The sequence below is a fragment of the Deinococcus detaillensis genome, from assembly GCF_007280555.1.
Taxonomy (GTDB): domain Bacteria; phylum Deinococcota; class Deinococci; order Deinococcales; family Deinococcaceae; genus Deinococcus; species Deinococcus detaillensis.
On record NZ_VKDB01000002.1, the window covers coordinates 14,909 to 35,571 of the forward strand.

Here is a 20,663-nt window from a genome sequence, read left to right on the forward strand (position 1 = left end):
ACTTCACCCTCTCTCCTATACTTAGAAAGAGGGTGAAACGGTTCAGTTTAAGTTTTTTAGAGATTCTTTATTTCTGTCTTACTTATCCGGCAGCAGTCTTGATAAAAGCGGCGGAGTCATAATAAGTGCGGAAGGCCGTGACTTTTTGGCCATCATGCTCAATGACGCTGATCCCTCTGTACTCGATGGCTTGGCCGCCTTTGAGTGCGCCTTTGCCGACCCATTCCATCACGCCCATATCCTCAGCGTCGGCGTGGTGGGTAAAGTCGCTGTGAATCGTTTCAAAGTCCGACAGGTAGCGTTCCCAGAATATTTTCGCGCCGTCTAGGCCGCTCCAATCTTGCTGGGTCAGGTTGTGCAGCGTGACAGTCTCGGCGTGCAGGGCGAGCAGGGCGCTGAGGTCGCCGCTGTCTTCGGCCGTGTGCAGGGCCTTCATAAACTGCTGGGTCAGGGAGTTACTGGACTGAGTCATACACCCAGTTCAACATCGGAGCGCGGCGAAAAGCGTAAGCCTTCTTTCACAGCTCCCTTTGTCTCAAGTTCGCATGAAGCGCTGCCCAAGGCGGGTATGCTGTGAGCAATGACGAGTGCTGCTGATTTTGTTCCCCCTGCTCCCCGCGTGGCCCCCAACTTCATTACCGAGATCATCGAGCGCGATCTGAAAAGCGGTAAGTATCCCAAAATCGTGACCCGCTTTCCGCCGGAACCTAACGGCTACGCCCACCTCGGCCACACCTTCGCCTGCTTTTTGGATTTCCAAACCGCGCTCCAATATGGAGGCACCTACCACTTGCGCTTGGACGACACCAATCCGGCGGGCGAGAGTGTGGAGTTTGCCGAGGCGATTCAAGACGATCTACGCTGGCTGGGCTGGGACTGGGGCGAGAATTTATTTTATGCGTCCGACAACTTTGAGCGCTATTACGCCTATGCCGTGCAGCTCATCGAGATGGGCAAAGCCTACGTCGACAGCGTCAGCGGTGAGGAAATGGCCCGCCTGCGCGGTTCGGCCACCCAGCGCGGCACGCCCAGCGCTTACCGGGAGCGCAGCGTGGCCGAGAATCTGGAGTTGTTTGCCCGGATGCGGGCCGGGGAATTCGCCGATGGCGCACACATTCTGCGGGCCAAAATTGACCTTTCCAGTTCCAACATGAAGCTGCGCGATCCGGTGCTCTACCGCATTCTGCGGGGCGAGCATTACCGGCAGGGCGCGGCGTGGTGCATCTATCCGATGTACGACTTTCAGCACCCGCTGCAAGACGCCATCGAGGGCGTGACCCACAGCATGTGCAGCCTCGAATTCGTGGACAACCGCGCTATTTACGATTGGCTGATGGAAACGCTGGCGTTTGAGCCGCGCCCGCACCAGTACGAGTTCGGGCGGCGCAGCCTCGAATATACGGTGGTCAGCAAGCGCAAGCTGCGCAGACTGGTGCAAGAAGGCCACGTCTCCGGTTGGGACGATCCGAGGATGCCCACCTTGCGGGCTATTCGGCGGCTCGGCGTGCGGCCCGAAGCGGTCAACGCCTTCGCCTCGGCCATCGGGGTGAGCCGCACCAACCGCACGGTGGATTTGGCCGTCTACGAAAACGCCGTACGCGACGACCTCAACCCACACGCTCCCCGCGTGATGGCGGTGCTGGAGCCGCTGGAAGTCGTGGTCAGCAGCGCCGGGGGACAAGCTCTGGAAGCCAAAATGCTGAGCCTTCCCTACTGGCCGCACGACGTCATTCAGGCCAGCTTGGACGGCTTGGTGGCTTTGCCGAGTGGCCAGCGGGTAGAGCCTGACAAAGCGGTGCGCGAAGTGAGTTTGTCAACTCAAATTTACATCGAGCGCGGGGATTTTGCCCTTACGCCGCCCAAAGGCTTCAAGCGCCTAATCCTCGGCGGCGCGGTGCGGCTGCGCGGCGCGGGCATTTTGCGGGCCGATGAGGTGATTCAAGACGAGGCCGGACAGGTAACGGGGATTCGGGCCACCCTGCTTGGCGAGGAGAGCAGCGTCAAACCCGCCGGAGTGATTCACTGGGTAGACGCGGCAACGGCCCTCAGTGCCGAGTTCCGGTTGTATGACCGCCTGTTCAGCGTGCCAAACCCCGATGGCCCCAACCCCAACGACATTCTGCCGGACTTCGACCCCGAGCAGCCCGGCCACGAAGACCTGACCCAGCCGCTCAGCACCGATTTTTTGCGCTTCCTCAACCCTGAAAGCCTCAAAATCGTGCAGGGATACGTGGAGGGGAGCGTGGCCGCCGACCCCGCAGGCACCCGTTATCAGTTTGAGCGGCAAGGCTATTTCTGGCCCGATCCGGAAGACAGCCGCCCTGAAGCGCTGGTGTTTAACCGCATCATCACTTTGCGCGACACTTGGACAGGCAAAACCGAGCCTGCGACCAAAACTAGAGCCGTTAAAACTGAGCAGAAGAAAGCCGAGGCCCCCACACTCAGCGCCGACCAAAGCGCCGAAGTCGCCCGTCTGCGCTCGTTGGGCGTCAGCGAGGCCGAAGCGGTGGTGCTGGCCCGCGATCCGCTGCTGGGGGCGTATTTCGGCTCCACCACTCAGCAGGCCGGACAGGTGGCAGCGTGGGTGGTCAACGACCTCTCAGCGGCGGTGCGGGCCGGGCAGGTGGCCCTCAAGGTCAGCTGCCTCCCCGCGCTCGCCGAACTGCTGGCAAGCGGCGAGATCAGCAGCCGGATTGCTAAAGACGTGCTCACCGAGAGTCTGGAAAGCGGCGAAGCGCCCACCGAAATCGTGCAGCGGCGCGGCCTCAAGGTGGTCAGCGACAGCGGCGAACTGGAACGCATCATTGACGGAGTCCTGAGCACCAATCCTGACAAGCTGGCCGAATACCGGGGCGGACGCGCGGGGCTACTGGGCTTTTTCACTGGGCAAGTCATGAAAGCCAGCGGCGGGCAAGCCGAACCCAAAGCGGTGGCGGCACTGCTGAAAGCCAAATTGGACGGCTGAAGCAAGCAGCAAAAGAGCGCGGAACTTCATCAGGTTCCGCGCTCTTTTCGTTTTCCTTTTAAGCTTGCACCAAGTCCTGATATTCGGGGTGGCGCTTGATGTAGGCGGCGATGAACGGGCAACTGGGAATGACCTGCTTGCCCTGCGCTTTTACGTCGTCGAGCGCGTGCTTGGCGAGTTGACTGCCCAAGCCCTCACCCTCATGGCCGTCCTCGACTTCGGTGTGGTAAAGGTTGACCGTGTTGCCGCTGACTCGGTACTTGGCAAGCCCGATCAACTGATCTCCGCTGAAAATTTCGTACTGATGTTTGGCGGAGTTGTCGCGGAGTTCGGTTGATGGCTGACTCATTGCGCCAGTTTAGCGCTGATCTCCACGAGTCGCTTGGCTTGGTGGCGGATGGTGGCTTTGTCTTCTTCCGAAAGCGGCTGGCCGTTCGCCGTGACGCTCGCGCCGTAAGGGTTGCCGCCGGACGCGAAAATGGCTTTGTCAGTGTAGCCTGGAGCCACGATAATGCTGCCCCAGTGCTGGGCGGTAACGTACAAGGTCTGCAAGGTGGTTTCCTGGCCGCCGTTGGGGTTCTGTGCGGAAGTCATGGCGCTGAAGCCTTTATTGGCCAGCTTGCCTTCTCCCCACAAGCCGCCGAGCGTGTCGATGAAGGCCCGCACCTGACTGGCCGCGCCGCCGAACCGGGTGGGCGCAGAGAACAAGTAGGCGTTGGCCCACTCCATGTCGGCGGGGGTCGCTTCCGGCACGTCGGCGCTTCGCTCCTGCTGGGCCTTCCAAGCGTCTTGGGAGTCAATCGCAGCTTGCGGGGCAGTTTCCGGCACCTTCAGCACCCGCACTTCGGCCCCGGCAGCGCGGGCGGCTTCGGCGGCAGTGTTGGCCATTTGGTGATTGGTTCCGTAGGTGCTGTAGTAAATGATGGCGAGTCTAACGGTCATAGTGGTTCCTCCCGCGCCCGTGAAAGGAGCGCTTTCAGAGATCACTCTACATTAAACGGTTTGAAAAGTAAAGCAGTTTGTAGAACGTTTTCTAGGATGCCAGCGAGTTGGTAAACTGAGCGAGTGCCCAGTTTTTTAACGCCGCAAACCCTCAGTTGGCTAGGGCGGGTTGTCCCAGACGCCAAACTCGGCCGCGTCCAGCCGCTGGCGGGCAGCACTTCGGCCAGCGTTTACCGCCTTGACTTTACCAACAGATCGAGCGCGGTGCTGAGGCAGTTTGATGTGCTCCCCGATTGGCTGAAATTGGAGCCAGATTTGGCCCTACACGAAGCGCGAAGTTTAGAGCGGGCCGCCCAGATGAACTTGCCCACACCAAAGCTGCTGGCCTTCGACGAAAGCGGCAAGGAATGCGGCGTGCCGAGCGTGTTGATGTCGCATTTGGCAGGAACAGTGGAACTCAATCCACCGAATCTCACGGGCGAATTGGATCAACTCGCGGCAGCACTCTCGGAGATTCACCGCGTTTCTCCAACTGATTTCGGCTGGGCGTATGCGCCTTATGCCGACCTCAGCAAGCTGACCGTACCGACTTGGACAACCGCGCCGCAAGCGTGGGCTGGGGCGATTGAACTTTTACAGGGGCCACGCCCGACTTTTACACCATGTTTCATTCACCGTGATTTTCACCCCGCCAACGTGCTGCGGCAAAGCGGGCAAGTCAGCGGGGTGGTGGATTGGGTTAACGCTTGTGTCGGCCCAGCCGCAGCCGACGTGGGTCACTGCCACCTCAATCTGGCTCAGATGTACGGTTTAGAGGCCGCCGACACCTTTAAAGCGGCTTATGCGCGCCATACAGGGCATCGGCAAGAACCGTACTGGGACGCGCTGAGCTTGGCAGACTTGGTGGACGGGCCAGAGCCACCGAAAGTTTACGCGGGCTGGCCTGCTTTTGGGCTGACTGGATTGACCGACGAACTGATTCGGGCGCGGTTAGATGCTTTCTTGCTGAGCTTAGATTTCTAGGGTGGCTGCCTTCGCCACAGCTGTCTTTAACGTGTTTGGGGAAATCCCAGATCCACTTTGCTTCCCGCCGGATCAGGCCAGCGCGAAGTGATGACCTTGCTGCGGGTATAAAATTTGACGCCTTCGGGGCCGTACATGTGGGTGTCGCCAAACAAGCTGGCCTTCCAACCACCGAAGCTGTAATACGCCACCGGAACGGGAACCGGCACATTGACGCCCACCATCCCGACTTCCACATCAAACTGAAATTGGCGGGCCGCGCCTCCGTCACGGGTGAAAATAGCGGTGCCGTTGCCGAACTCGTTGTCGTTGATCAGCTTGAGGCCCTCAGCGTAACTTTCAGCCCGTACCACGCACAGCACCGGCCCAAAAATTTCGTCGTCGTAGGCGTCCATGCCCGGTTTTACACCGTCGATCAGCGAGACGCCGAGGAAGAAGCCCTCATTGTCAAATTTGATGTCGCGCCCGTCTACCACCACTTTTGCGCCCTGCTCCTGCGCCGACTGGATGTAACCGGCCACCTTGTCGCGGTGCTCGCGGGTAATCAGCGGCCCCATTTCGTTGCCTTCCACGTCGCCCGCACCAATTTTCAATTTAGGAATGCGCTCTTGGACGGCCTCAATCAGCTTGTCACCTGCGTCACCCACCGCCACCACCACGCTGATCGCCATGCAGCGCTCGCCCGCCGAGCCGTAAGCGGCAGAGACGGCAGCGTCTGCGGCCATGCCGATGTCAGCGTCAGGCAGCACCAGCATGTGATTTTTGGCTCCACCGAGGGCTTGCACCCGCTTGCCGTTTTTGGTGCCGGTTTCGTAGATATATTTGGCAATCGGCGTAGACCCCACAAAGCTCACCGCAGCGATGCCGGGATGTTCCAAAATGGCGTCCACCGCTTCTTTATCGCCGTGAACGACGCTGAACACGCCGTCCGGCAGGCCCGCGTCGCGCAGTAGTTCGGCCAAGAAGAGAGCGGCGGACGGGTCTTTTTCACTGGGCTTGAGAATGAAAGCGTTCCCGCAGGCCAGCGCGTTGCCGATCATCCACAGCGGCACCATCGCCGGAAAGTTGAATGGAGTGATGCCCGCCACCACGCCCAGCGGCTGCTGAATGCTGTACACGTCCACTCCGGTGCTGACCTGTTCAGAGTAGCCGCCGCGCAGCAAGGTGGGAATGCCGCAGGCGTATTCCACGTTCTCTATGCCGCGTGCGACCTCGCCCAGCGCGTCGCTGTGGACTTTGCCGTGTTCGCGGCTCACGATAGCGGCCAATTCGCTGCGCCTCGCTGACAGCAGTTCGCGGAACTTAAACATCACGCCCGAGCGCACACTCAGCGAGCTGGAACGCCACTTTCTGGCAGCGGCGGCAGCAATTTGCACGGCGGCGTCCAGTTCGGCTTTGCTGGCCAGCGGCACATGGGCCTGAACTTGTCCGGTGGCCGGATTGTAGACAGGAGCGGTGCGGCCCGATTTACCCTCAGCGGGCGCATTGCTGAGCCAATGGGTCAGGGTATGGACAGTAACGGGGGGTTCAGTGGTGGTTGTCATTTGGACTCCTTACGGCGAGGGGCTGAGTGAGCGCGGCGAATCTCTTCAATCCGCTGCTACTGGCCCCAAAATCATCTGATCCACCAAAGCCAGCGCTTCTTCATAGGCGTCTAAGCCAGCGTCCAGTTCTTCTTTAGTGATCACCAGCGGCGGGCAGACCCAGATCATATTGAAGCGGGTATAAGCATAAATGTGCTTGCTCTTGAGATACGAAGCCAGTTTGCCCATTTCCGGCGAAGTTCCGTTGAACGGTGCAAGCGGCTCTTTGGTCGCCTTGTCTTTGACGAGTTCCAACACACTAAACAAGCCGATGTAACGAACGTCACCTACACAAGCGAATTTGGTTTTCATGACTTCCAAGCGCTCGCCCAGATGCTTACCGAGTTCTAAGGTGTGTTCAAACAGGTTTTCGTCTTCGTAGACCTGCAAATTAGCAATCGCCGCCGCCAAACTCACCGGATGGCCGCTGTATGTCAAGCCCCCCGACAAAAAGTGATTTTCAAAGTAATCGGCAATCTTTTGGTTCACGATGACCGCGCCCAAAGGCATGTAACCGCTGGTCAGGCCCTTGGCACAAGTCACGATGTCCGGCGTAATGCCGTAATGCTGAGTAGCCAACCATTTGCCAGTCCGCCCAAACCCACTCATTACCTCGTCGGTGATCAGCACAATCCCGTATTTGTCGCACAACGCACGCAGGCGCGGATAGTAACTGTCTGGTGGAATAAGGATACCGTTGCTACCCGTAATCCCTTCCACCAAAATAGCGGCAATGGTGTGCGGCCCTTCCATCTGAATGACTTCTTCAATGTGACTGACGCTGCCCTCTTCCCACTGCTCGGCGGTCATCCCCATCGGAGGGCGGTACATGTAGGGATCAAACACGCGCACGATGCCCGGAATGCCCGGCTCGACGGGCCAGCGGCGCGGGTCGCCCGAAGCGCTCATACTGCCCATCGTCGCGCCGTGATAGCTGCGGTAACGGGTGATGATTTTGTCGCGCCCGGTGTAGAGGCGGGCCATTTTCATGGCGTTTTCGTTGGCTTCACTACCGCCCAGTGTAAAAAAGCTCTTGGCGAGGCCGGTGACTTCGCTCAGCTTCTTGCCGAGTTCGGCCCGCACATCGGTGGCAAAACTGGGGCCAGCGAAACACATCTTGTCGACCTGGTCTTTGATGGCCTGCAAGACTTTGGGGTGCTGATGGCCCACGTTGATATTGATGAGCTGCGAGGCCATATCCAGCCAACTGTTGCCGTCAGCGTCAAAGAAATAGCTGCCTTTTCCTCCAGTCATGTGAATCGGGTGGGTCTGGTTTTGCACGCTCCACGAAAAGAGAGTGTACTCGCGGTTATCGGCGATGACTTGGTCGGTGTTGGGATGGGCTTCGGGCATAAGTTGGCCTCCCTTGAGTTGAAGGTTCTCAGTCTAGGACAAACGCTCCCGCTGTGCCAGATGAGCCGAGCCCATTCGGCTCAGTTACTCCGCCAGATCCGCTTTTAAGTCTTTGACCAGGCCCGCCAGCCGCTTCTTGGCAGCAGCAGCGCTGGCTTCCCGAAACAGCTTGGAAGCGCTGATTTTGCCGGTCGTACAGAGTTTCTCAAGACTGTGAAACTCAGTGTCACTGAGCTGACCTTTGAGCAATATTTTCAGGGACGGACGGGCACTGACCCACTGCTCAGCAGGCGAGAGTTCAAGTAAAGTGCCTTGCTCATCTTCATCGGGCAAGACCAATGGTTTGACTGTACTCGCTTTGCCCACTGCACTTTTTTCCGGCTTGGGCTTGCGTTGCTCTGGGGGCGCGTAGCGCTCTTCGGCATCGGCCAAGATATCCCAGGCGTAAGCGCCCCGGCTGCGGCGAATGGTGGGAGTTTGCGCTAAAATCGCTTCGGCTAAACTCACCCGGTCTTCCACGAAAGTCACGGGTGAAGCGCGGACAAATTTTTTGGCCATACTGTCGCTGACACTCATGGCTTTGATGCGCCCGACTAGCAAAAGTTGCTCTGGCGTTAAGGGATGGTCAGGGCGCTGGGCGTTGAAGGTGTAGATGATCTCCTGCGCCGAGCCGCGCCCCAAGTACTCCACGGATTTCAAAAATTCGCGCCGAACGAGTTCGCTGTGTGGTGGCTCAATCGCCCGCCGAATCCGGTCAGGCGTGAGGTCGCTGAGGCGCAGCAGCTTGCCCCAATCAATCAGAGCCATTTTCAGCACTTGAGTGCGCTGAGCTTCCTCGTCACTGAACAGCAGAGCGTCCAGCAAACGGTACATAATCCCCGCTTGATTGGACGGCAGCGAGAGCATAAAATCCAAGTCCACCGGCTTGAGGTGTCGCGCCCGCAAATTCTCGGCAATGTCACGCGGCAAAGTCACGCGCAATTTGGTACCGCTGCCGAAGGTCTTTGGATTGAGCGAAGTGCCGGTCAAATTGATGTCTTCCAACTTATCGACGAAGCGGAATGTGGCCCGCCGCACACCTTTGCCGCTTTGGTCAATCCAGCCGCTGATGCGGTAGGTGGTGCCGGTGAGGCGCATCAGGCCGTCGTGAAGCTGCTGATAGGATTTGCCGCTGTCGTTGCGCCCCATCGCCTTAAGCAGTTCGTAGGGGGTAATCAGAACGCCGTCTCCAACAGGGCAACCCTGTTCCAAGTACATGTTGGTCAGCACCAGCATCAGGTCGTTGTCGGGGCCGTGCGGATAGCCGTAAGCGTTGCCCAAACACTCCACGTTCATGGCCCGGCCCGCGATCTCAAAAGAGTGTTCCCAAGTGGTCTCACCGGGCTTGAGCCGCTTTTGGAAGCTGATCAGCGAGGCCTGCGCCAAATTGATTTCATCAAACCGAATGCTGATTTGAGAAACGCTAATTGGGGCCAACTCGCCTTTGACCACGGTCATAACCCAAACTAACACATCTGGGCGAGCCGTCAAGAGCCGCCCACAAGCGGCAAAACACGCTCGAAAATGCTTCGAAACCGCTTTATGAGAGAAGAATGTGACGCTACTTACCGCCGCCCTTGATGATGATTCAAATCTTTTAATATCTTTTAAAGCTTTAAAAGAAAAAGATATTGAAGATCATCATCAAGGAATTTTGGCAAATGCTGTCTCAGACGGCAAATTCTGAGCAAACCCACCGAATGTCACGGGCGAAATCGCTCCAAACCCACCGAATGTCACGGGCGAATTTTGGCAAACCCACCGAATGTCACGGGCGAATAGAAAATCAAACCCACCGAATGTCACGGGCGAATTTCACCCAAACCCACCGAATGTCACGGGCGGAATTAAATCCCGTTGTAGCCGATTATCCTCAAACCCACCGAATGTCACGGGCGAATTTAGGAATTTGATCACCTAAACCCACCGAATGTCACGGGCGAATTTCGGCAAACCCACCGAATGTCACGGGCGAAATTATTCCAAACCCACCGAATGTCACGGGCGAATTTTTTGGAACAGCAGAAAACTGGAGCCCTATTCAAGAGCAAAGATGAGACGAAAAATCGCCCAACTTGATAGGAAGTTGGGCGGAATTTGTCTAGATTTTAGTCTTATGGTTTTCTTAACTAAGCTAAGTATTGATTTAGCTCCCTCTATAAGTGCTGTAAGACCAAGGCGAAACGAGCAGTGGAATGTGGTAGTGGGCCTCTGTATCTCCCACCGTGAAACGCAACGTCACGATATCTAGGAAGGGAGGCTGTGCGGTGGCTCCGAACGTGCTGAAGTACTCCGCGACGTGAAAAGTCAGCTCATAGGTTCCTTTCTCCAACGCTCCACGTTCAATCAGTGGCTGGTCGGTGCGTCCGTCGGCATTGGTGGTGGCGGTTTTGAGGGACGTACGGTTTTGTCCATCCACCCGCACCAATTCGATCTGTACGCCCGCTGCTGGGCAGCCCCTTGCCGTGTCTAAGACGTGGGTGCTGAGTCCGGCTTGGCCTGCCATTAAGCCCGCTCCACCCAGCCCTCGATTTGGCCGTAAGGGTCGGCGTCGGCGTGAAAGACGCTCTTGGGGTTGGTGACGCCGTGGCGCTCGGTGTTGTACTGGATGTGGTGGCGGTTGGGAAAAGCGAAGTGAATCCGGCTGATTTCGGGGCAGCGGGTCAACACCGTTTCACCGATTTTGTAGAGGGTGGCCTGCATACTGGCCGAGTAGTGATCGGTGAAGGTGTCCATCAGCGAGGTGTAGACGCGCTGCCATACGTCGTCATAGTCGCACTCGTCGACTTGATATTCCCACTTGGCCGTGACCACGGTGGCCAGAATGCGGTCATTGGTTTCGGGCAGGGTGGTGAATGGCTCTTTGAGGTAGCCTTCCCAGCCGCTCTGAGTGGTCTTGAGGATGTACAGCTCGTCGATGCCGCTGGTGACGGTAAACGTTTTGCCGTCGCCTTCTACGACTGCGGTGTGCTTGGGCATTTGGCGAACGAAAGCGTGGTCGTGGGCCTCGCCGTTGGACTGCATCCGGTCCCAGAGATGTTCGGTGAAGTAAGCGGTGGCGCTGGTCACCTTGGGGCCTTGCTCGACGAAGTGCCGAATCAGGTGCTTGCCGTACTCCTCGACGCTGCTGGTCAGGCCGTCTACTGCCAGGCCGTAAATGGTGTTGCGGACGGTGTCGGTGGCCAGCAAATCGGTATTGTCGCCTCCCACGTGGGCCGGGTCAAAATCGCCGCGCATGGCAACACGTACCCAGACGTCTTTGATTTCGTGCTTGGGCTGGTCGCGGAAGACTTTAAAGAGGCGCACGTCGGCTTTGCCGTAGTGGTTGTCGCCCATTTTGACCTTGACTTTGGTTTCGGTGGTGCTGTTGGGGATGGTCTGGGTCATGTTGATTCTCCTAATTGGGATGAATGTGGAAGCCGCTGATTGACGAATCTAGTGGTTAGCGGACGAGGTCTAAAATCCGCAGGCGGGCGATTCGGCTGATTTCAAACAGGGCGGCGGCCCGTTCTTGATCAGGGGTGTTGCTCAGACGGCTTCGGGCGCCCTCAAAAATGCTGGCTTTGGTGTTTTCGCGCACGCACACCACGTAAGGCAAGCCGAACTTCTGGTGATACGCTTCATTAAGGCGCTGAAACTCAGCAAATTCGTCGGCGCTGAGGTTGCCTAGGCCCGCTGAGGCTTGCTCGCTGGCGCTTTCGGGAGTGATCTCTCCGGCTAGTGCTGCTTTACCGGCCAGATCGGGGTGGGCACGAATCAGCGAGAGCTGCGCGGCTGAAGCGTCGGCTGTCACGGCGGCGCTGAAAGCCTGCGCGATGTCCTCAGCACCTCCGAAAGGCCGTGCTTTGGCCGCTGCTGCAGCGTACTGAGGCGAGTTCTCCAGCACGCCGCCAAAATAATCGGCGAAGGCCTGGGGCGTCATGGCATTGATCTCAGCCAAACTGAGCGCGGTGGGCGAGTGGGTGATCTGGATCAACAGAAACCTCCAAAGGCTTGAGTGAGAAACGGCGGGTGAGTCAGGTAGTAAAAAACTACTTAGACGCCTAAGTATTTTGGTATGCTCATCTTAAGTAAGGGCTCGGCTCTTGTCAAGCCGTCTGCTGCTCTGCCTTCTTGCGTTATGCCTACCCTTCGGCCACCACTCACGACCAGAGGGCCGCGCTGGGAAACAAGAGGGCGCAGAAATGAGGAGCGACAGATTTTTACCCGATGACAAAAGACTGTGTTAAGCTCACTGCCGAAGTGAGTCCCCGCATGACATCAACCACTGCCCCAGCGCCTAGCAGCGATCTGCCTACCACCGCCCGGCTCCTTGAGAGGATTCGGGAAGATTGGGCGCAGCTTCGCCCCGAACTCGACCCTCAACCGATGCTGACGGTGCTGCTGCTTGACCGCCTGCACAGTGCGCTATCGCGCCGCATCGAGCAGACGTATTTCGAATCGGACATCAACGCTTCCAACTGGGATCTGCTGCTGACTTTGCTGCGCTCGGCACCGCCAGAAGGCCTGACGCCCAGTGAGCTCAGCCAACTCAGCGCCATTTCGGGGGCTTCGATCACCAATAGGGTGGCGCGGCTGCTCGACAAAAAGTTGGTGGAGCGGGTGGTGAGTGCGCAAGACCGCCGCTCGGCCCAGATTCGGTTGACGCCCACAGGCCGGGCGCTGACCGAGAAGCTACTGACGCCGCATGTCGAGAATGAAACGCAGGTGCTGAGCGTCCTCAGCCAAGAAGAGCAGCGCACCTTGGAGCGCCTAGCCCTCAAATTGGTCAGCCATTTGGAGCGCCAAACCGCTCAGGAGTAAAACCCGCTCAAATCAGCGCTCTGGACGGTGCTCTGAGCGCCGAATGCCGCCGAGCAGCAGCGCCACGAACTGATCGGCCACGTCTTGGGGGCTGAGCGGGCCGCCGACTTTGTACCAGTTGGGCAGCCAGTTGGCTCCCGACAAAGCCAGCACCGCCGTTAAGCGCACGTCGAGTCCCGGCACGAATTCGCCCGCCGCCACTCCTTCGATCAGAATTTCGCGGAACAAACGCTCTACTTTGTCGCGCCGCACGGTGATGAGCGTTTGGCGCTCGGGGGGCAGGTGCCGCCACTCAGTAAACAGCACTTTGGCAAAGCCCAGATTGCGCGTGACGACAACCACGTAAGCTTCGAGCGCCAAAGTCAGTTTGTCGGCGGCTGATCCTCGGCGGCTCACGGCAGGCTGGAGCGCTTCGTCAAACTCGTCGGCCATGCGGGTCACGATTTCCCACAGCAGCTCTTCCTTGCTGCTGATATGGGCGTATAAGCTGCCCGCTTTGATGTTCAGGGCGCTGGCAATGTCGCGCATCGAGGTGGCGCGGTAGCCCACGTCCGAAAAAAGGTGCGCCGCCGCTTGGTAAATTTGCTCGCGCCGTTCGGAGGGCGCACGTTCATCAGGCACCCGCACATGCTAGCAGGCAGTCGACAGCGGCGGAGTGCTTGACTTTCATCACAAATCTAATGAAAATAAAATCAACTGGCAACGTTACCAAACAGGAGACTGAAAGCGGATTACCGACATGGCAGCGGTTTTCGGGTATTCCGTCAAGAATTTACACGAGAGGCAAGGCGTTCTGGCAACGTTACCAGACCCAACCCAAATGGGGGAAAACGGATGACCAAACCCAGCGTTTTGGATGTGGCCCGCAGCGCTGGAGTGGGCGCGAGTACCGTTTCACGGGTGCTGAACAACCACCCTCATATTTCCGAAAGTGCCAAAGCGCGGGTGCTGGCCGCCGTGGAAGAACTGGGCTACACGCCCAATCTCAGCGCCCGCAGCTTAAGAAGTGGTCAGACTGGAGCCATCTCGGTGCTGTTGCCGATGACCGGCACGGCCTTTTATGAGACTTTGCTGAGTGCGGTGCAGGCGGGCCTGGAAGTACACGACTACGACTTGGCACTGTTTCCGCTGTTGGGCGAGCGGCGTTTTCGGCGCTTTCGGGAATCGGGGGCGCTGCTCTACCACGCCGACGCCCTCTTGATCGTTTCGCAGAGTCCTGATCAGTTGTACGCGGGGCGGCTTCCTTTCAACAAACCAGTCGTGCTGCTCGACGCCCACCACCCGCATCACCACAGCATTTCCTTTGACAATCCGGCGGCGGGACGGATGGCCGCCGAGCTGGCGCTGAGCCGCCGCTTACCGCTGGTGCTGCTGGACGTGGCCGAGGGGCCGGGAGACTGGCCCTCTCCTGCCTTTTTGGAGCGGCGCGGCGGCGTCTTGGAAACGCTAAGCCGCCGGGGCGTCACTCCCATTCAGACGCTGCACGCCCACACCTCACCGAACTACGGGCGTGAGGCGGCCCAGCAATTGATCGCCAGCGGGATCAGGCCGCCGTTTTTTCTGCTGGCCCTCAGTGACGATCTGGCGCTGGGCGCGTCTCGGCAGCTTTTGGAAGCGGGCTGGCAGGCCGGGCGCGATTATTTGTTGCTGGGTTTTGACGGCAGCTTGGAAGCCGCGCAGGCCGGAATGAGCAGCGTTGCTCAGCCGGTCAGTCAGATGGGTGGGGCCGCTGCCGAAACCCTGCTGGCCGCGCTTGGTGGCGGGCTGAGTACCCTCACGCAGCGGGTCTTTGCGCCCAGTTTGCAGGAGCGGGCCAGCACCGCAGCCAGCCTCGTACTGGGGAGCCGCTGATGACAGCGCAGCTTACCTCAGCCCGTGCGCCTCCAAAAATGCTGGCAAAGTAGAGCGGATTAAAAGTACGGGGGCATTCATTCAGATAAATCTACTTCAGTAAACCAAGAATCCGCAGTTTAATCGAGTACAAGCACAACAAAATCAACATTACTCAAGAAAAAGCCCAACTCCACCAAAAATCGACCGTTTCACGCCTGCGTTCAGGCCAGAGGAGAAGATAAAATGACTGTTTCTAGGCCCAGAGAATCCGACGCCGCGATTATTTCGCGCAGCCGCAGCGCCGTGCCGCCTGAGGGCGTCCGGGGGGTGATGATCGCCATTGGCATCCTGACGGTGGTGATGGGCGGCGCGGCGCTAGGAGCGTGGCTGCTGTCCGGCGCGGTGGCGGGCATTTGGCCCAAAGCGCCGCCGTACCTGATCTTGGTGCTGTTCGTGCCGCTCTTGATCGCACTGATGCTGGGCGCACTGCGGATGTTTCGGTGGATGCAAAGCTGGTACTACATCGTTCCGGCGCTGGTGTTTTTGCTGGCCTTCACCGCTGTGCCCATCGTACTGACGGTCAACTACGCCTTTACCAATAAAAGCGGCGTCAACAGCGGCGCGGGTGACACGGCTCTCAAAACGCCGGTGACGCTCTCCACCGACCGCAAAACCATCACCTTTTCCGGCGCTCTGCCTGCGGGAAAAGTCAATCTGCCGACCTTTTTGCAGTGCACCGAACCGACTTGCACCGGTGAAAGCATCGTGCTGTACGACGAGGAAGGCTCAGTGCCGGTGTATTACAAAATTGCCAGCATCAGCCCTCCCGGTGCTGGCCCGACCAGCGTGACGCTGCTCAGTTCGGTGGCTCCCAGCTTTATCGTCACCGACGCCACCCGCCTCAACCGGATTCGCAACGTGGGCCTGGAGAACTTCCGCCAGATCTTTGCGCGGGCCAGCGTCGAACTCGTTCCGGTGTTTATCTGGACCATCACCTTTGCTTTCCTGACCGTCATTATCAACGCGGTGGCGGGCCTGATCTTGGGGATTTTGCTGTACAACCCGCGCCTGAAGGGACGCAACTTCTACCGCACGCTGCTGTTTTTGCCGTGGGCGATTCCCGCCGTGATTACCGTGCAGATGTGGGTGGCGCTGTTCAATCAGCAGTTCGGGGTGGTCAATAAAGCGCTGGGGCTGCTGGGCTTTGCCGCCGTGCCTTGGCTGGGCGACCCGCTGTGGGCCAAAGTCTCGGTGCTGGTGGTCAATTTGTGGCTGGGCTTTCCCTACATGATGACGGCCACCATCAGCGCTCTGGCGACCATCAGCGATGACCTCTACGAAGCCGCCAGCATCGACGGGGCAAGCCGCTGGCAACAGATCACCGGCATCACGTTGCCGCTCCTGAGAAACAGCTTCACGCCGATTTTGCTCTCGGGCTTCGCCTTCAACTTCAACAATTTCGGGATTATTTATCTGCTCACCCAAGGCGGGCCGCCTGTCGCGGGGCGAACGAGTACGGCGGGGGCCACCGACATCTTGCTGTCATGGGGCTACAACACCGCCTTCGGTGCCAGCGGCGGGCAAAATTACTCGCTGGCCAGCGCCATCGCCCTGATTATCTTTGTTTTGACACTGGGGATTAGCCTCATCAACTTCAAAGCCGCTGGCGTATTCGAGGAGGCCCGCAAATGACCGCCGCTCCCCAGCCCAACAAAGAACAGCCCACCCACGACATCGACGGACACGACACTGCGTTTGTCTATGTTCACCGCGAACCCGGCCCCCTGCGCCGCGCCGCGCCTTGGGTCTTGCTGGCCGTGATCGTGGCCGCCTTCATCGCGCTGGGCTACTACTTGGCCAAAGATATGGCGGGCCGTCCAGCCAGCTTCACCATCTACAAAATCGGCAACGGCTGGCTGTATTTTCTCGGCTTTTTGGTGGTGGCCTCCGGCGTGCTGGCGCTGACCAGTTTCATCGGGCAGCGCATCGGCATTCAGCGCACGGGGAGAAAGATCAAATACGGCGACGTACTGGGTGTGCAACTCACCCATTTGTTCCTGATGCTGGTGGTGCTGATCGCCATTTACCCGCTGTTTTATGTGGTGCTGGCGGCGTTCGATCCCAAAAACAGCCTCTACGCCTTTCCCAATTTCGATGCGCCGACGGTGCTGGGCAAGTCCGGTATTTTGCCGAGCTTCAAGGGCCTCAATACCGAAAACTTCGCCAAACTCTTTGACGGTGTGCAGATTCCGGCGTGGGAACTGGTGCTGGCGGCTTTGGCGGGCGCGGCCATCGCGGTGCTGATTTTCACAGCGGTGGTGCGGCGCATTCGCGGCCTGAGCGAAAGCGGCACCACGCCGACCCAAAGCTGGGCGGCGCGGATTTTGGTGGTTTCGCTGATTGTCTTGGTGCTGTTTATCGGGCCAGCCCAGTTTACCGGCGCAGGCACCGAGTCTAAGTTCTTGCTGTCGGTTAGAAACACCTTGCTGGTGTCGGGCGTCACCGGGGCGCTGGCGATTTTGCTGTCCACCACCGCCGGATACGCCATGGCCCGGCTGCGCTTTCCAGGCCGCTTCCAGACGCTGCTGTTCTTTATTTTCGTGCAGATGTTTCCGGTGTTCCTCGGCCTGGTGGCGGTTTACGCTCTGATGTACGGCCTGGGCCTGCTCAACTCGTTCACCGGCCTGATTCTGGCTTACTCCGGCGGCGCAATCGCCTTCAACACCTGGATTTACAAAGGCTACGTGGAGTCGCTGCCCGAGAGCCTGGAAGAAGCCGCCATGGTGGACGGCGCGACCCGCTGGGGGGCGTTTACGCGGGTGGTGCTGCCGCTGTCGGGATCGATGCTGGTGTTTATTTTTCTCAATCAATTTATCGGCACGTACGCCGAGTTCATCTTGGCCAACGTGCTGCTGACCGGCGTGGAGCAGTGGACGATTGGCCTGCTGCTCAAGAATTTTACTTCGGGGCAGTTCAATACCAAATGGGGTATCTTCGCCGCCGCTGCGACGCTGGGTTCGTTGCCGATCGTGGCGCTGTTTTACGGCTTTCAAGGCTACTTCGTGGGCGGCACGACGGCGGGGGGCGTCAAGGAATAACAACGGGTTTTGTGAAGTGGAGCGTGGTGGTTGTTCACGCTCCACTTTTTTTGGCTTTATTCTGCCGAGAACTGGTACTCCGTGACCGACTCGAACACCTCGCCGGGCCGCTGCACCGTACTCGGAAAGCTCGGTTGGTTGGGCGAATCGGGAAAATGCTGGGGCTCCAAACAAACCGAGGAGCGCTTCCCGTAAGGCTGGTTGCCAAAGCCCACGAACGAGCCGTCGGTGAAGTTGCCGGAATAGACTTGCAGGCCGGGTTCGGTGGTTCGCACCTCTAGTCTTCTGCCGCTGCTTGGGTCGTGCAATGTAGCTGCATGTCGCAAACTTCCAGCTTCTCCGTTCAGCACGAAATTGTGATCGTAGCCGCCCACGAACTCAAGCTGAGGGTCGGGCTGCTCAATCCGCTCACCGATTCGGCGCGGAGTACGGAAGTCAAACGGCGTGCCGGTTACGCTCACCAGCTCGCCCGTCGGAATGGCGTCGGCACTCACGGGCGTGAACTGATCGGCGTTGACACTCAGTTCGTGGTCGAGCACGTCGTCTGCGCCGCCGGTCAAGCTCCAAAACGGGTGGTGGGTCAGGTTGAGGACGGTGGCTTTGTCCGTCTCGGCACGCCACTCCAAGCGCAGGGTGTGGCCGCTGAGGGTATAAGTCGCGCTGACCCTGAGCTGGCCGGGAAAGCCTTCCGCGCCGTCCGGACTGACATGGCTCAACTTCAAGCGGTTGCCGCTGATCTCAGCTGTCCAGACTTGGGTATGGAATCCGTTGGGGCCGCCGTGCAGGGCGTTAGGGTCGTCGTTGGTGGCGATTTGGTAGAGCTGAGTGTCCAACTCAAATTTCCCGGCCTTGATGCGGTTGGCGAAGCGCCCGATCAGCGCTCCGTAGTAGGTGACCTGCGGGTGGTTGAGGTATGGCCCTAACTCCTCATGGCCCAAGACCACGTCGCCCCAATGGCCTTGTCGGTCAGGAATTCGCACCCTCACCAAGCGTCCGCCGTAATTGCTGATCCACACCTGCATGAACTCGTTTTGCAGGCTGTAGAGGGAAACGGGCTGAGCGCTGGGAAGCTGGCCCCAAGCGGTTTGTTGCCAAGCTGGCGGCTGAGTCTTTTGGCTGGTCACGGTTTATTCTCCACTATTACCGCCGCTGAGAGGGCCGCTGCACGCCGCAAGTATTGGGCGGGGCCGGAGAAGCCATTGAGCGTGCCTTTGAGAGACAGGAGCAACTACCCGCAGCGGAGCGGCTTCAAGAAAGCGGCTTGAGGCGTCGGCGGCCCAGTAGAAAGCACCGCTCAGATCGGCTAGGGAGGGGAGGCGCAGGAGGATTCGGGGAAGAGAGAAACAAGTCAGCAAACGTTCGTACAGAGTTTGAATTGAATGTGCCTACAATGCCTGACGATTGGCTCAGAGGCCTCTGGCCCCTCTTCCCTCAGTTTCGTCGGGCAAAGCCCCAAACCGCTCACCAAATTTCACTCGAACTCAAAACCAAAGGAATTGCTTTGACCAACCGTGCCACCGCCACCGTTTTTCTCAATACTGAGCGCCGCATTGGCGAGATTTCTCCGCTGATTTTCGGGGGCCTCGCCGAACACATGGGCCGCTGCATCTACGAGGGCATTTATGACCCGGCCTCGCCGCTGGCCGATAAACGCGGCTTTCGGAGCGACGTTTTGAGGGCGCTCAAGGACATCAATTACCGGATTTTGCGCTATCCGGGTGGCAATTTTGTTTCGGGCCACCGCTGGCAAGACGGCACCGGGCCGCGTTCCAAAAGGCCGCGCCGCCGCGACTTGGCCTGGCGCTCGGTGGAAACCAACCAGTTTGGCCTGCACGAATTCATGGAATTTGCACAGGAACTCGGTGCGCTGCCGATGTGGGCGGTCAACCTCGGCACCGGCACCATTCAGGACGCCGCCGATCTGGTGGAATACCTGAATTTACCGGTAGGAACGAGCTTCAGCGACCTACGTGCCGAGAACGGCCAAAAGAAACCGTACGGCGTCCAGTATTTCTGCCTCGGCAACGAGATGGACGGCCCTTGGCAGCTCGGCCATATGGACGCGGTGGCCTACGCCGATAAAGCCCGGGAAGCGGCCAAGCTGATGAAGTTGATGGATCCCGAGATCAAATTGGTCGCTTGCGGCTCATCCAACACCGATATGGCGACTTATCCCGAGTGGGACAGAACCGTGCTGGAGCGGATGGGCGATGAGATCGACTATTTTTCGATGCATGCTTATGCGGGCAACCGCACAGATGACACCGATTCGTTTCTGGCCAGCAGCCTGCACTTTGAAGACCACGCCAACACCATTGCGGCGGCCATTCGCCTCGCCAAAGCCAAGAACCGTTCCAAACACGACGTTTATCTTTCCTGGGACGAGTGGAATGTTTGGTACAAGACCGAGGGCGATAACGGCAACTGGCAAGAAGCGCCGCACCTGATCGAAGAAGTGTTCAACTTGGAAGACGCTTTGGTGGTGGCGCAGTGGCTCAGTACTTTCTTGCGCAAGGCCGACATCATTAAAATCGCCTGTATCGCCCAAATTGTCAATGTGATCGCGCCGATCATGACCAAAAAAGACGCGCTGTTCAAACAAACCACTTTCTATCCGCTGATGCTGTTTAGCAATCACGCGGCGGGTCACTCGCTCGACTTGCTGGTGCAGGCTCCTGTTCACGACACCAAAATGTACGGCGGCGCGGCGCAACTCGACGCTTCGGCCAGCTTCGATACCGAAACGGGTCGAGGAGCGCTGTTTTTGGTCAACCGCTCGCAGACCCAGAGCCTCGACGTGACGCTCAAATGGGAAGATGTGGCTCCTGAGGGCTTCACGCAAGGCTGGCAGATGAGCGGACACGATCCCAAAGCGCACAACAGCTTCGAGCAGCCTGACGAAGTGACAGCCCACGAAATCGAATTGCCCGCGCTGGACGGCCCACAAACCACACTGAGCTTGCCGCCGCTATCATTCACGGTGCTGCTTTCGCGTCACGCGCCCGCTTGAGGCGGCGGCGGGAA

At 58.7% G+C, this 20,663-nt stretch carries 19 protein-coding genes and 1 CRISPR repeat array; of the genes, 8 read left to right on the forward strand and 11 right to left on the reverse strand.

Annotated elements, in window-relative coordinates; translation table 11 throughout:
* Nucleotides 1–82: 82 nt before the first annotated feature.
* On the reverse strand, nt 83–472 hold the full coding sequence (locus tag FNU79_RS02620; protein ID WP_225429835.1) for a nuclear transport factor 2 family protein: 390 nt from the start codon (nt 470–472) through the stop codon (nt 83–85).
* Between the two features lie 108 nt (nt 473–580).
* On the opposite strand from FNU79_RS02620, the gene FNU79_RS02625 reads away from it, so the two are divergent.
* Nucleotides 581–2,965 carry a glutamine--tRNA ligase/YqeY domain fusion protein gene (locus FNU79_RS02625; protein ID WP_143719360.1) on the forward strand — a complete coding sequence of 795 codons (2,385 nt, stop codon included), beginning with the start codon at nt 581–583 and terminating at the stop codon, nt 2,963–2,965.
* A 58-nt stretch (nt 2,966–3,023) separates the two neighbouring features.
* On the opposite strand, the gene FNU79_RS02630 is transcribed toward FNU79_RS02625, so the two are convergent.
* Entirely contained in the window at nt 3,024–3,314 is a 291-nt protein-coding gene (locus FNU79_RS02630) for a GNAT family N-acetyltransferase (protein WP_143719361.1), read from the reverse strand.
* Nucleotides 3,311–3,907 carry an NAD(P)H:quinone oxidoreductase gene (gene wrbA / locus FNU79_RS02635; RefSeq protein ID WP_143719362.1) on the reverse strand — a complete coding sequence of 199 codons (597 nt, stop codon included), beginning with the start codon at nt 3,905–3,907 and terminating at the stop codon, nt 3,311–3,313. Before wrbA ends, FNU79_RS02630 begins: the two co-directional genes overlap by 4 nt.
* Before the next feature lie 123 nt (nt 3,908–4,030).
* On the opposite strand from wrbA, the gene FNU79_RS02640 reads away from it, so the two are divergent.
* Nucleotides 4,031–4,930 carry a phosphotransferase family protein gene (locus FNU79_RS02640; RefSeq protein WP_143719363.1) on the forward strand — a complete coding sequence of 300 codons (900 nt, stop codon included), beginning with the start codon at nt 4,031–4,033 and terminating at the stop codon, nt 4,928–4,930.
* A 26-nt stretch (nt 4,931–4,956) separates the two neighbouring features.
* Here the strand turns inward: FNU79_RS02640 and FNU79_RS02645 are convergent, their stop codons facing one another.
* From FNU79_RS02645 to FNU79_RS02655, 3 genes are all read right to left on the reverse strand, one after another.
* On the reverse strand, nt 4,957–6,474 hold the full coding sequence (locus FNU79_RS02645) for a CoA-acylating methylmalonate-semialdehyde dehydrogenase (protein WP_143719364.1): 1,518 nt from the start codon (nt 6,472–6,474) through the stop codon (nt 4,957–4,959).
* 45 nt (nt 6,475–6,519) lie between these two features.
* Nucleotides 6,520–7,866: an aminotransferase class III-fold pyridoxal phosphate-dependent enzyme gene (locus FNU79_RS02650; protein ID WP_143719365.1), complete on the reverse strand. Its 1,347-nt coding sequence runs from the start codon at nt 7,864–7,866 to the stop codon at nt 6,520–6,522.
* 84 nt (nt 7,867–7,950) lie between these two features.
* A complete protein-coding gene (locus tag FNU79_RS02655) occupies nt 7,951–9,363 on the reverse strand; it encodes a replication initiator protein A (protein WP_143719366.1) in 1,413 nt (470 codons plus the stop codon).
* A gap of 97 nt (nt 9,364–9,460) precedes the next feature.
* On the opposite strand from FNU79_RS02655, the gene FNU79_RS19615 reads away from it, so the two are divergent.
* On the forward strand, nt 9,461–9,592 hold the full coding sequence (locus FNU79_RS19615; RefSeq protein WP_263862359.1) for a hypothetical protein: 132 nt from the start codon (nt 9,461–9,463) through the stop codon (nt 9,590–9,592).
* A 1-nt stretch (nt 9,593) separates the two neighbouring features.
* Nucleotides 9,594–9,912: direct repeats of the CRISPR family, unit length 24 nt; unit sequence CAAACCCACCGAATGTCACGGGCG.
* Nucleotides 9,913–10,051: 139 nt separating this feature from the next.
* Here FNU79_RS19615 and uraH read toward each other — a convergent pair.
* The 3 genes from uraH to uraD are packed head-to-tail and all read right to left on the reverse strand — an operon-like array spanning nt 10,052 to nt 11,881.
* Complete coding sequence (gene uraH, locus FNU79_RS02660; protein ID WP_143719367.1) at nt 10,052–10,411, reverse strand: hydroxyisourate hydrolase; 360 nt, start codon at nt 10,409–10,411, stop codon at nt 10,052–10,054.
* Nucleotides 10,411–11,292 (reverse strand): factor-independent urate hydroxylase, encoded by an 882-nt coding sequence (gene pucL / locus FNU79_RS02665; protein ID WP_143719368.1) that lies wholly within the window; start codon nt 11,290–11,292, stop codon nt 10,411–10,413. The genes uraH and pucL overlap by 1 nt, the downstream gene beginning before the upstream one ends.
* 55 nt (nt 11,293–11,347) lie before the next feature.
* The gene (uraD, locus tag FNU79_RS02670) at nt 11,348–11,881 is read right to left on the reverse strand and encodes a 2-oxo-4-hydroxy-4-carboxy-5-ureidoimidazoline decarboxylase (RefSeq protein ID WP_225429836.1); all 534 of its coding nucleotides are present in this window, start codon (nt 11,879–11,881) and stop codon (nt 11,348–11,350) included.
* Nucleotides 11,882–12,159: 278 nt separating this feature from the next.
* Between uraD and FNU79_RS02675 the strand changes: the two genes are divergently transcribed.
* Complete coding sequence (locus tag FNU79_RS02675) at nt 12,160–12,708, forward strand: MarR family winged helix-turn-helix transcriptional regulator (protein WP_143719369.1); 549 nt, start codon at nt 12,160–12,162, stop codon at nt 12,706–12,708.
* 12 nt (nt 12,709–12,720) lie between these two features.
* Here FNU79_RS02675 and FNU79_RS02680 read toward each other — a convergent pair whose 3' ends face one another.
* Nucleotides 12,721–13,329: a TetR/AcrR family transcriptional regulator gene (locus FNU79_RS02680; RefSeq protein WP_225429837.1), complete on the reverse strand. Its 609-nt coding sequence runs from the start codon at nt 13,327–13,329 to the stop codon at nt 12,721–12,723.
* Between the two features lie 213 nt (nt 13,330–13,542).
* On the opposite strand from FNU79_RS02680, the gene FNU79_RS02685 reads away from it, so the two are divergent.
* The 3 genes from FNU79_RS02685 to FNU79_RS02695 all read left to right on the forward strand — a co-directional run bounded on the left by FNU79_RS02685 (nt 13,543) and on the right by FNU79_RS02695 (nt 17,639).
* Entirely contained in the window at nt 13,543–14,559 is a 1,017-nt protein-coding gene (locus FNU79_RS02685) for a LacI family DNA-binding transcriptional regulator (protein WP_143719371.1), read from the forward strand.
* A gap of 312 nt (nt 14,560–14,871) precedes the next feature.
* On the forward strand, nt 14,872–16,233 hold the full coding sequence (locus tag FNU79_RS02690) for an ABC transporter permease subunit (RefSeq protein ID WP_143719604.1): 1,362 nt from the start codon (nt 14,872–14,874) through the stop codon (nt 16,231–16,233).
* Nucleotides 16,230–17,639, forward strand: a complete 1,410-nt coding sequence (locus FNU79_RS02695; protein WP_143719372.1) for a sugar ABC transporter permease — start codon at nt 16,230–16,232, stop codon at nt 17,637–17,639. The genes FNU79_RS02690 and FNU79_RS02695 overlap by 4 nt, the downstream gene beginning before the upstream one ends.
* Before the next feature lie 56 nt (nt 17,640–17,695).
* On the opposite strand, the gene FNU79_RS02700 is transcribed toward FNU79_RS02695, so the two are convergent.
* Nucleotides 17,696–18,763: an aldose epimerase family protein gene (locus FNU79_RS02700; RefSeq protein ID WP_143719373.1), complete on the reverse strand. Its 1,068-nt coding sequence runs from the start codon at nt 18,761–18,763 to the stop codon at nt 17,696–17,698.
* A gap of 377 nt (nt 18,764–19,140) precedes the next feature.
* Here FNU79_RS02700 and FNU79_RS02705 point away from each other — a divergent pair, with 377 nt between their 5' ends.
* Entirely contained in the window at nt 19,141–20,649 is a 1,509-nt protein-coding gene (locus tag FNU79_RS02705) for an alpha-N-arabinofuranosidase (protein WP_225429838.1), read from the forward strand.
* Nucleotides 20,650–20,663: the final 14 nt, after the last annotated feature.

Excerpts from the sequence above, each read along its gene's own strand:
- FNU79_RS02620 (WP_225429835.1), bottom strand. The coding sequence starts at position 472 with ATGACTCAGTCCAGTAACTCCCTGACCCAGCAGTTTATGAAGGCCCTG.
- wrbA (WP_143719362.1), bottom strand. The coding sequence starts at position 3,907 with ATGACCGTTAGACTCGCCATCATTTACTACAGCACCTACGGAACCAAT.
- FNU79_RS02645 (WP_143719364.1), bottom strand. The coding sequence starts at position 6,474 with ATGACAACCACCACTGAACCCCCCGTTACTGTCCATACCCTGACCCAT.
- pucL (WP_143719368.1), bottom strand. The coding sequence starts at position 11,292 with ATGACCCAGACCATCCCCAACAGCACCACCGAAACCAAAGTCAAGGTC.
- FNU79_RS02655 (WP_143719366.1), bottom strand. The coding sequence starts at position 9,363 with ATGACCGTGGTCAAAGGCGAGTTGGCCCCAATTAGCGTTTCTCAAATC.
- FNU79_RS02690 (WP_143719604.1), top strand. The coding sequence starts at position 14,872 with ATGATCGCCATTGGCATCCTGACGGTGGTGATGGGCGGCGCGGCGCTA.
- FNU79_RS02630 (WP_143719361.1), bottom strand. The coding sequence starts at position 3,314 with ATGAGTCAGCCATCAACCGAACTCCGCGACAACTCCGCCAAACATCAG.
- FNU79_RS02685 (WP_143719371.1), top strand. The coding sequence starts at position 13,543 with ATGACCAAACCCAGCGTTTTGGATGTGGCCCGCAGCGCTGGAGTGGGC.
- FNU79_RS02695 (WP_143719372.1), top strand. The coding sequence starts at position 16,230 with ATGACCGCCGCTCCCCAGCCCAACAAAGAACAGCCCACCCACGACATC.
- FNU79_RS02650 (WP_143719365.1), bottom strand. The coding sequence starts at position 7,866 with ATGCCCGAAGCCCATCCCAACACCGACCAAGTCATCGCCGATAACCGC.
- FNU79_RS02625 (WP_143719360.1), top strand. The coding sequence starts at position 581 with ATGACGAGTGCTGCTGATTTTGTTCCCCCTGCTCCCCGCGTGGCCCCC.
- uraH (WP_143719367.1), bottom strand. The coding sequence starts at position 10,411 with ATGGCAGGCCAAGCCGGACTCAGCACCCACGTCTTAGACACGGCAAGG.
- FNU79_RS02675 (WP_143719369.1), top strand. The coding sequence starts at position 12,160 with ATGACATCAACCACTGCCCCAGCGCCTAGCAGCGATCTGCCTACCACC.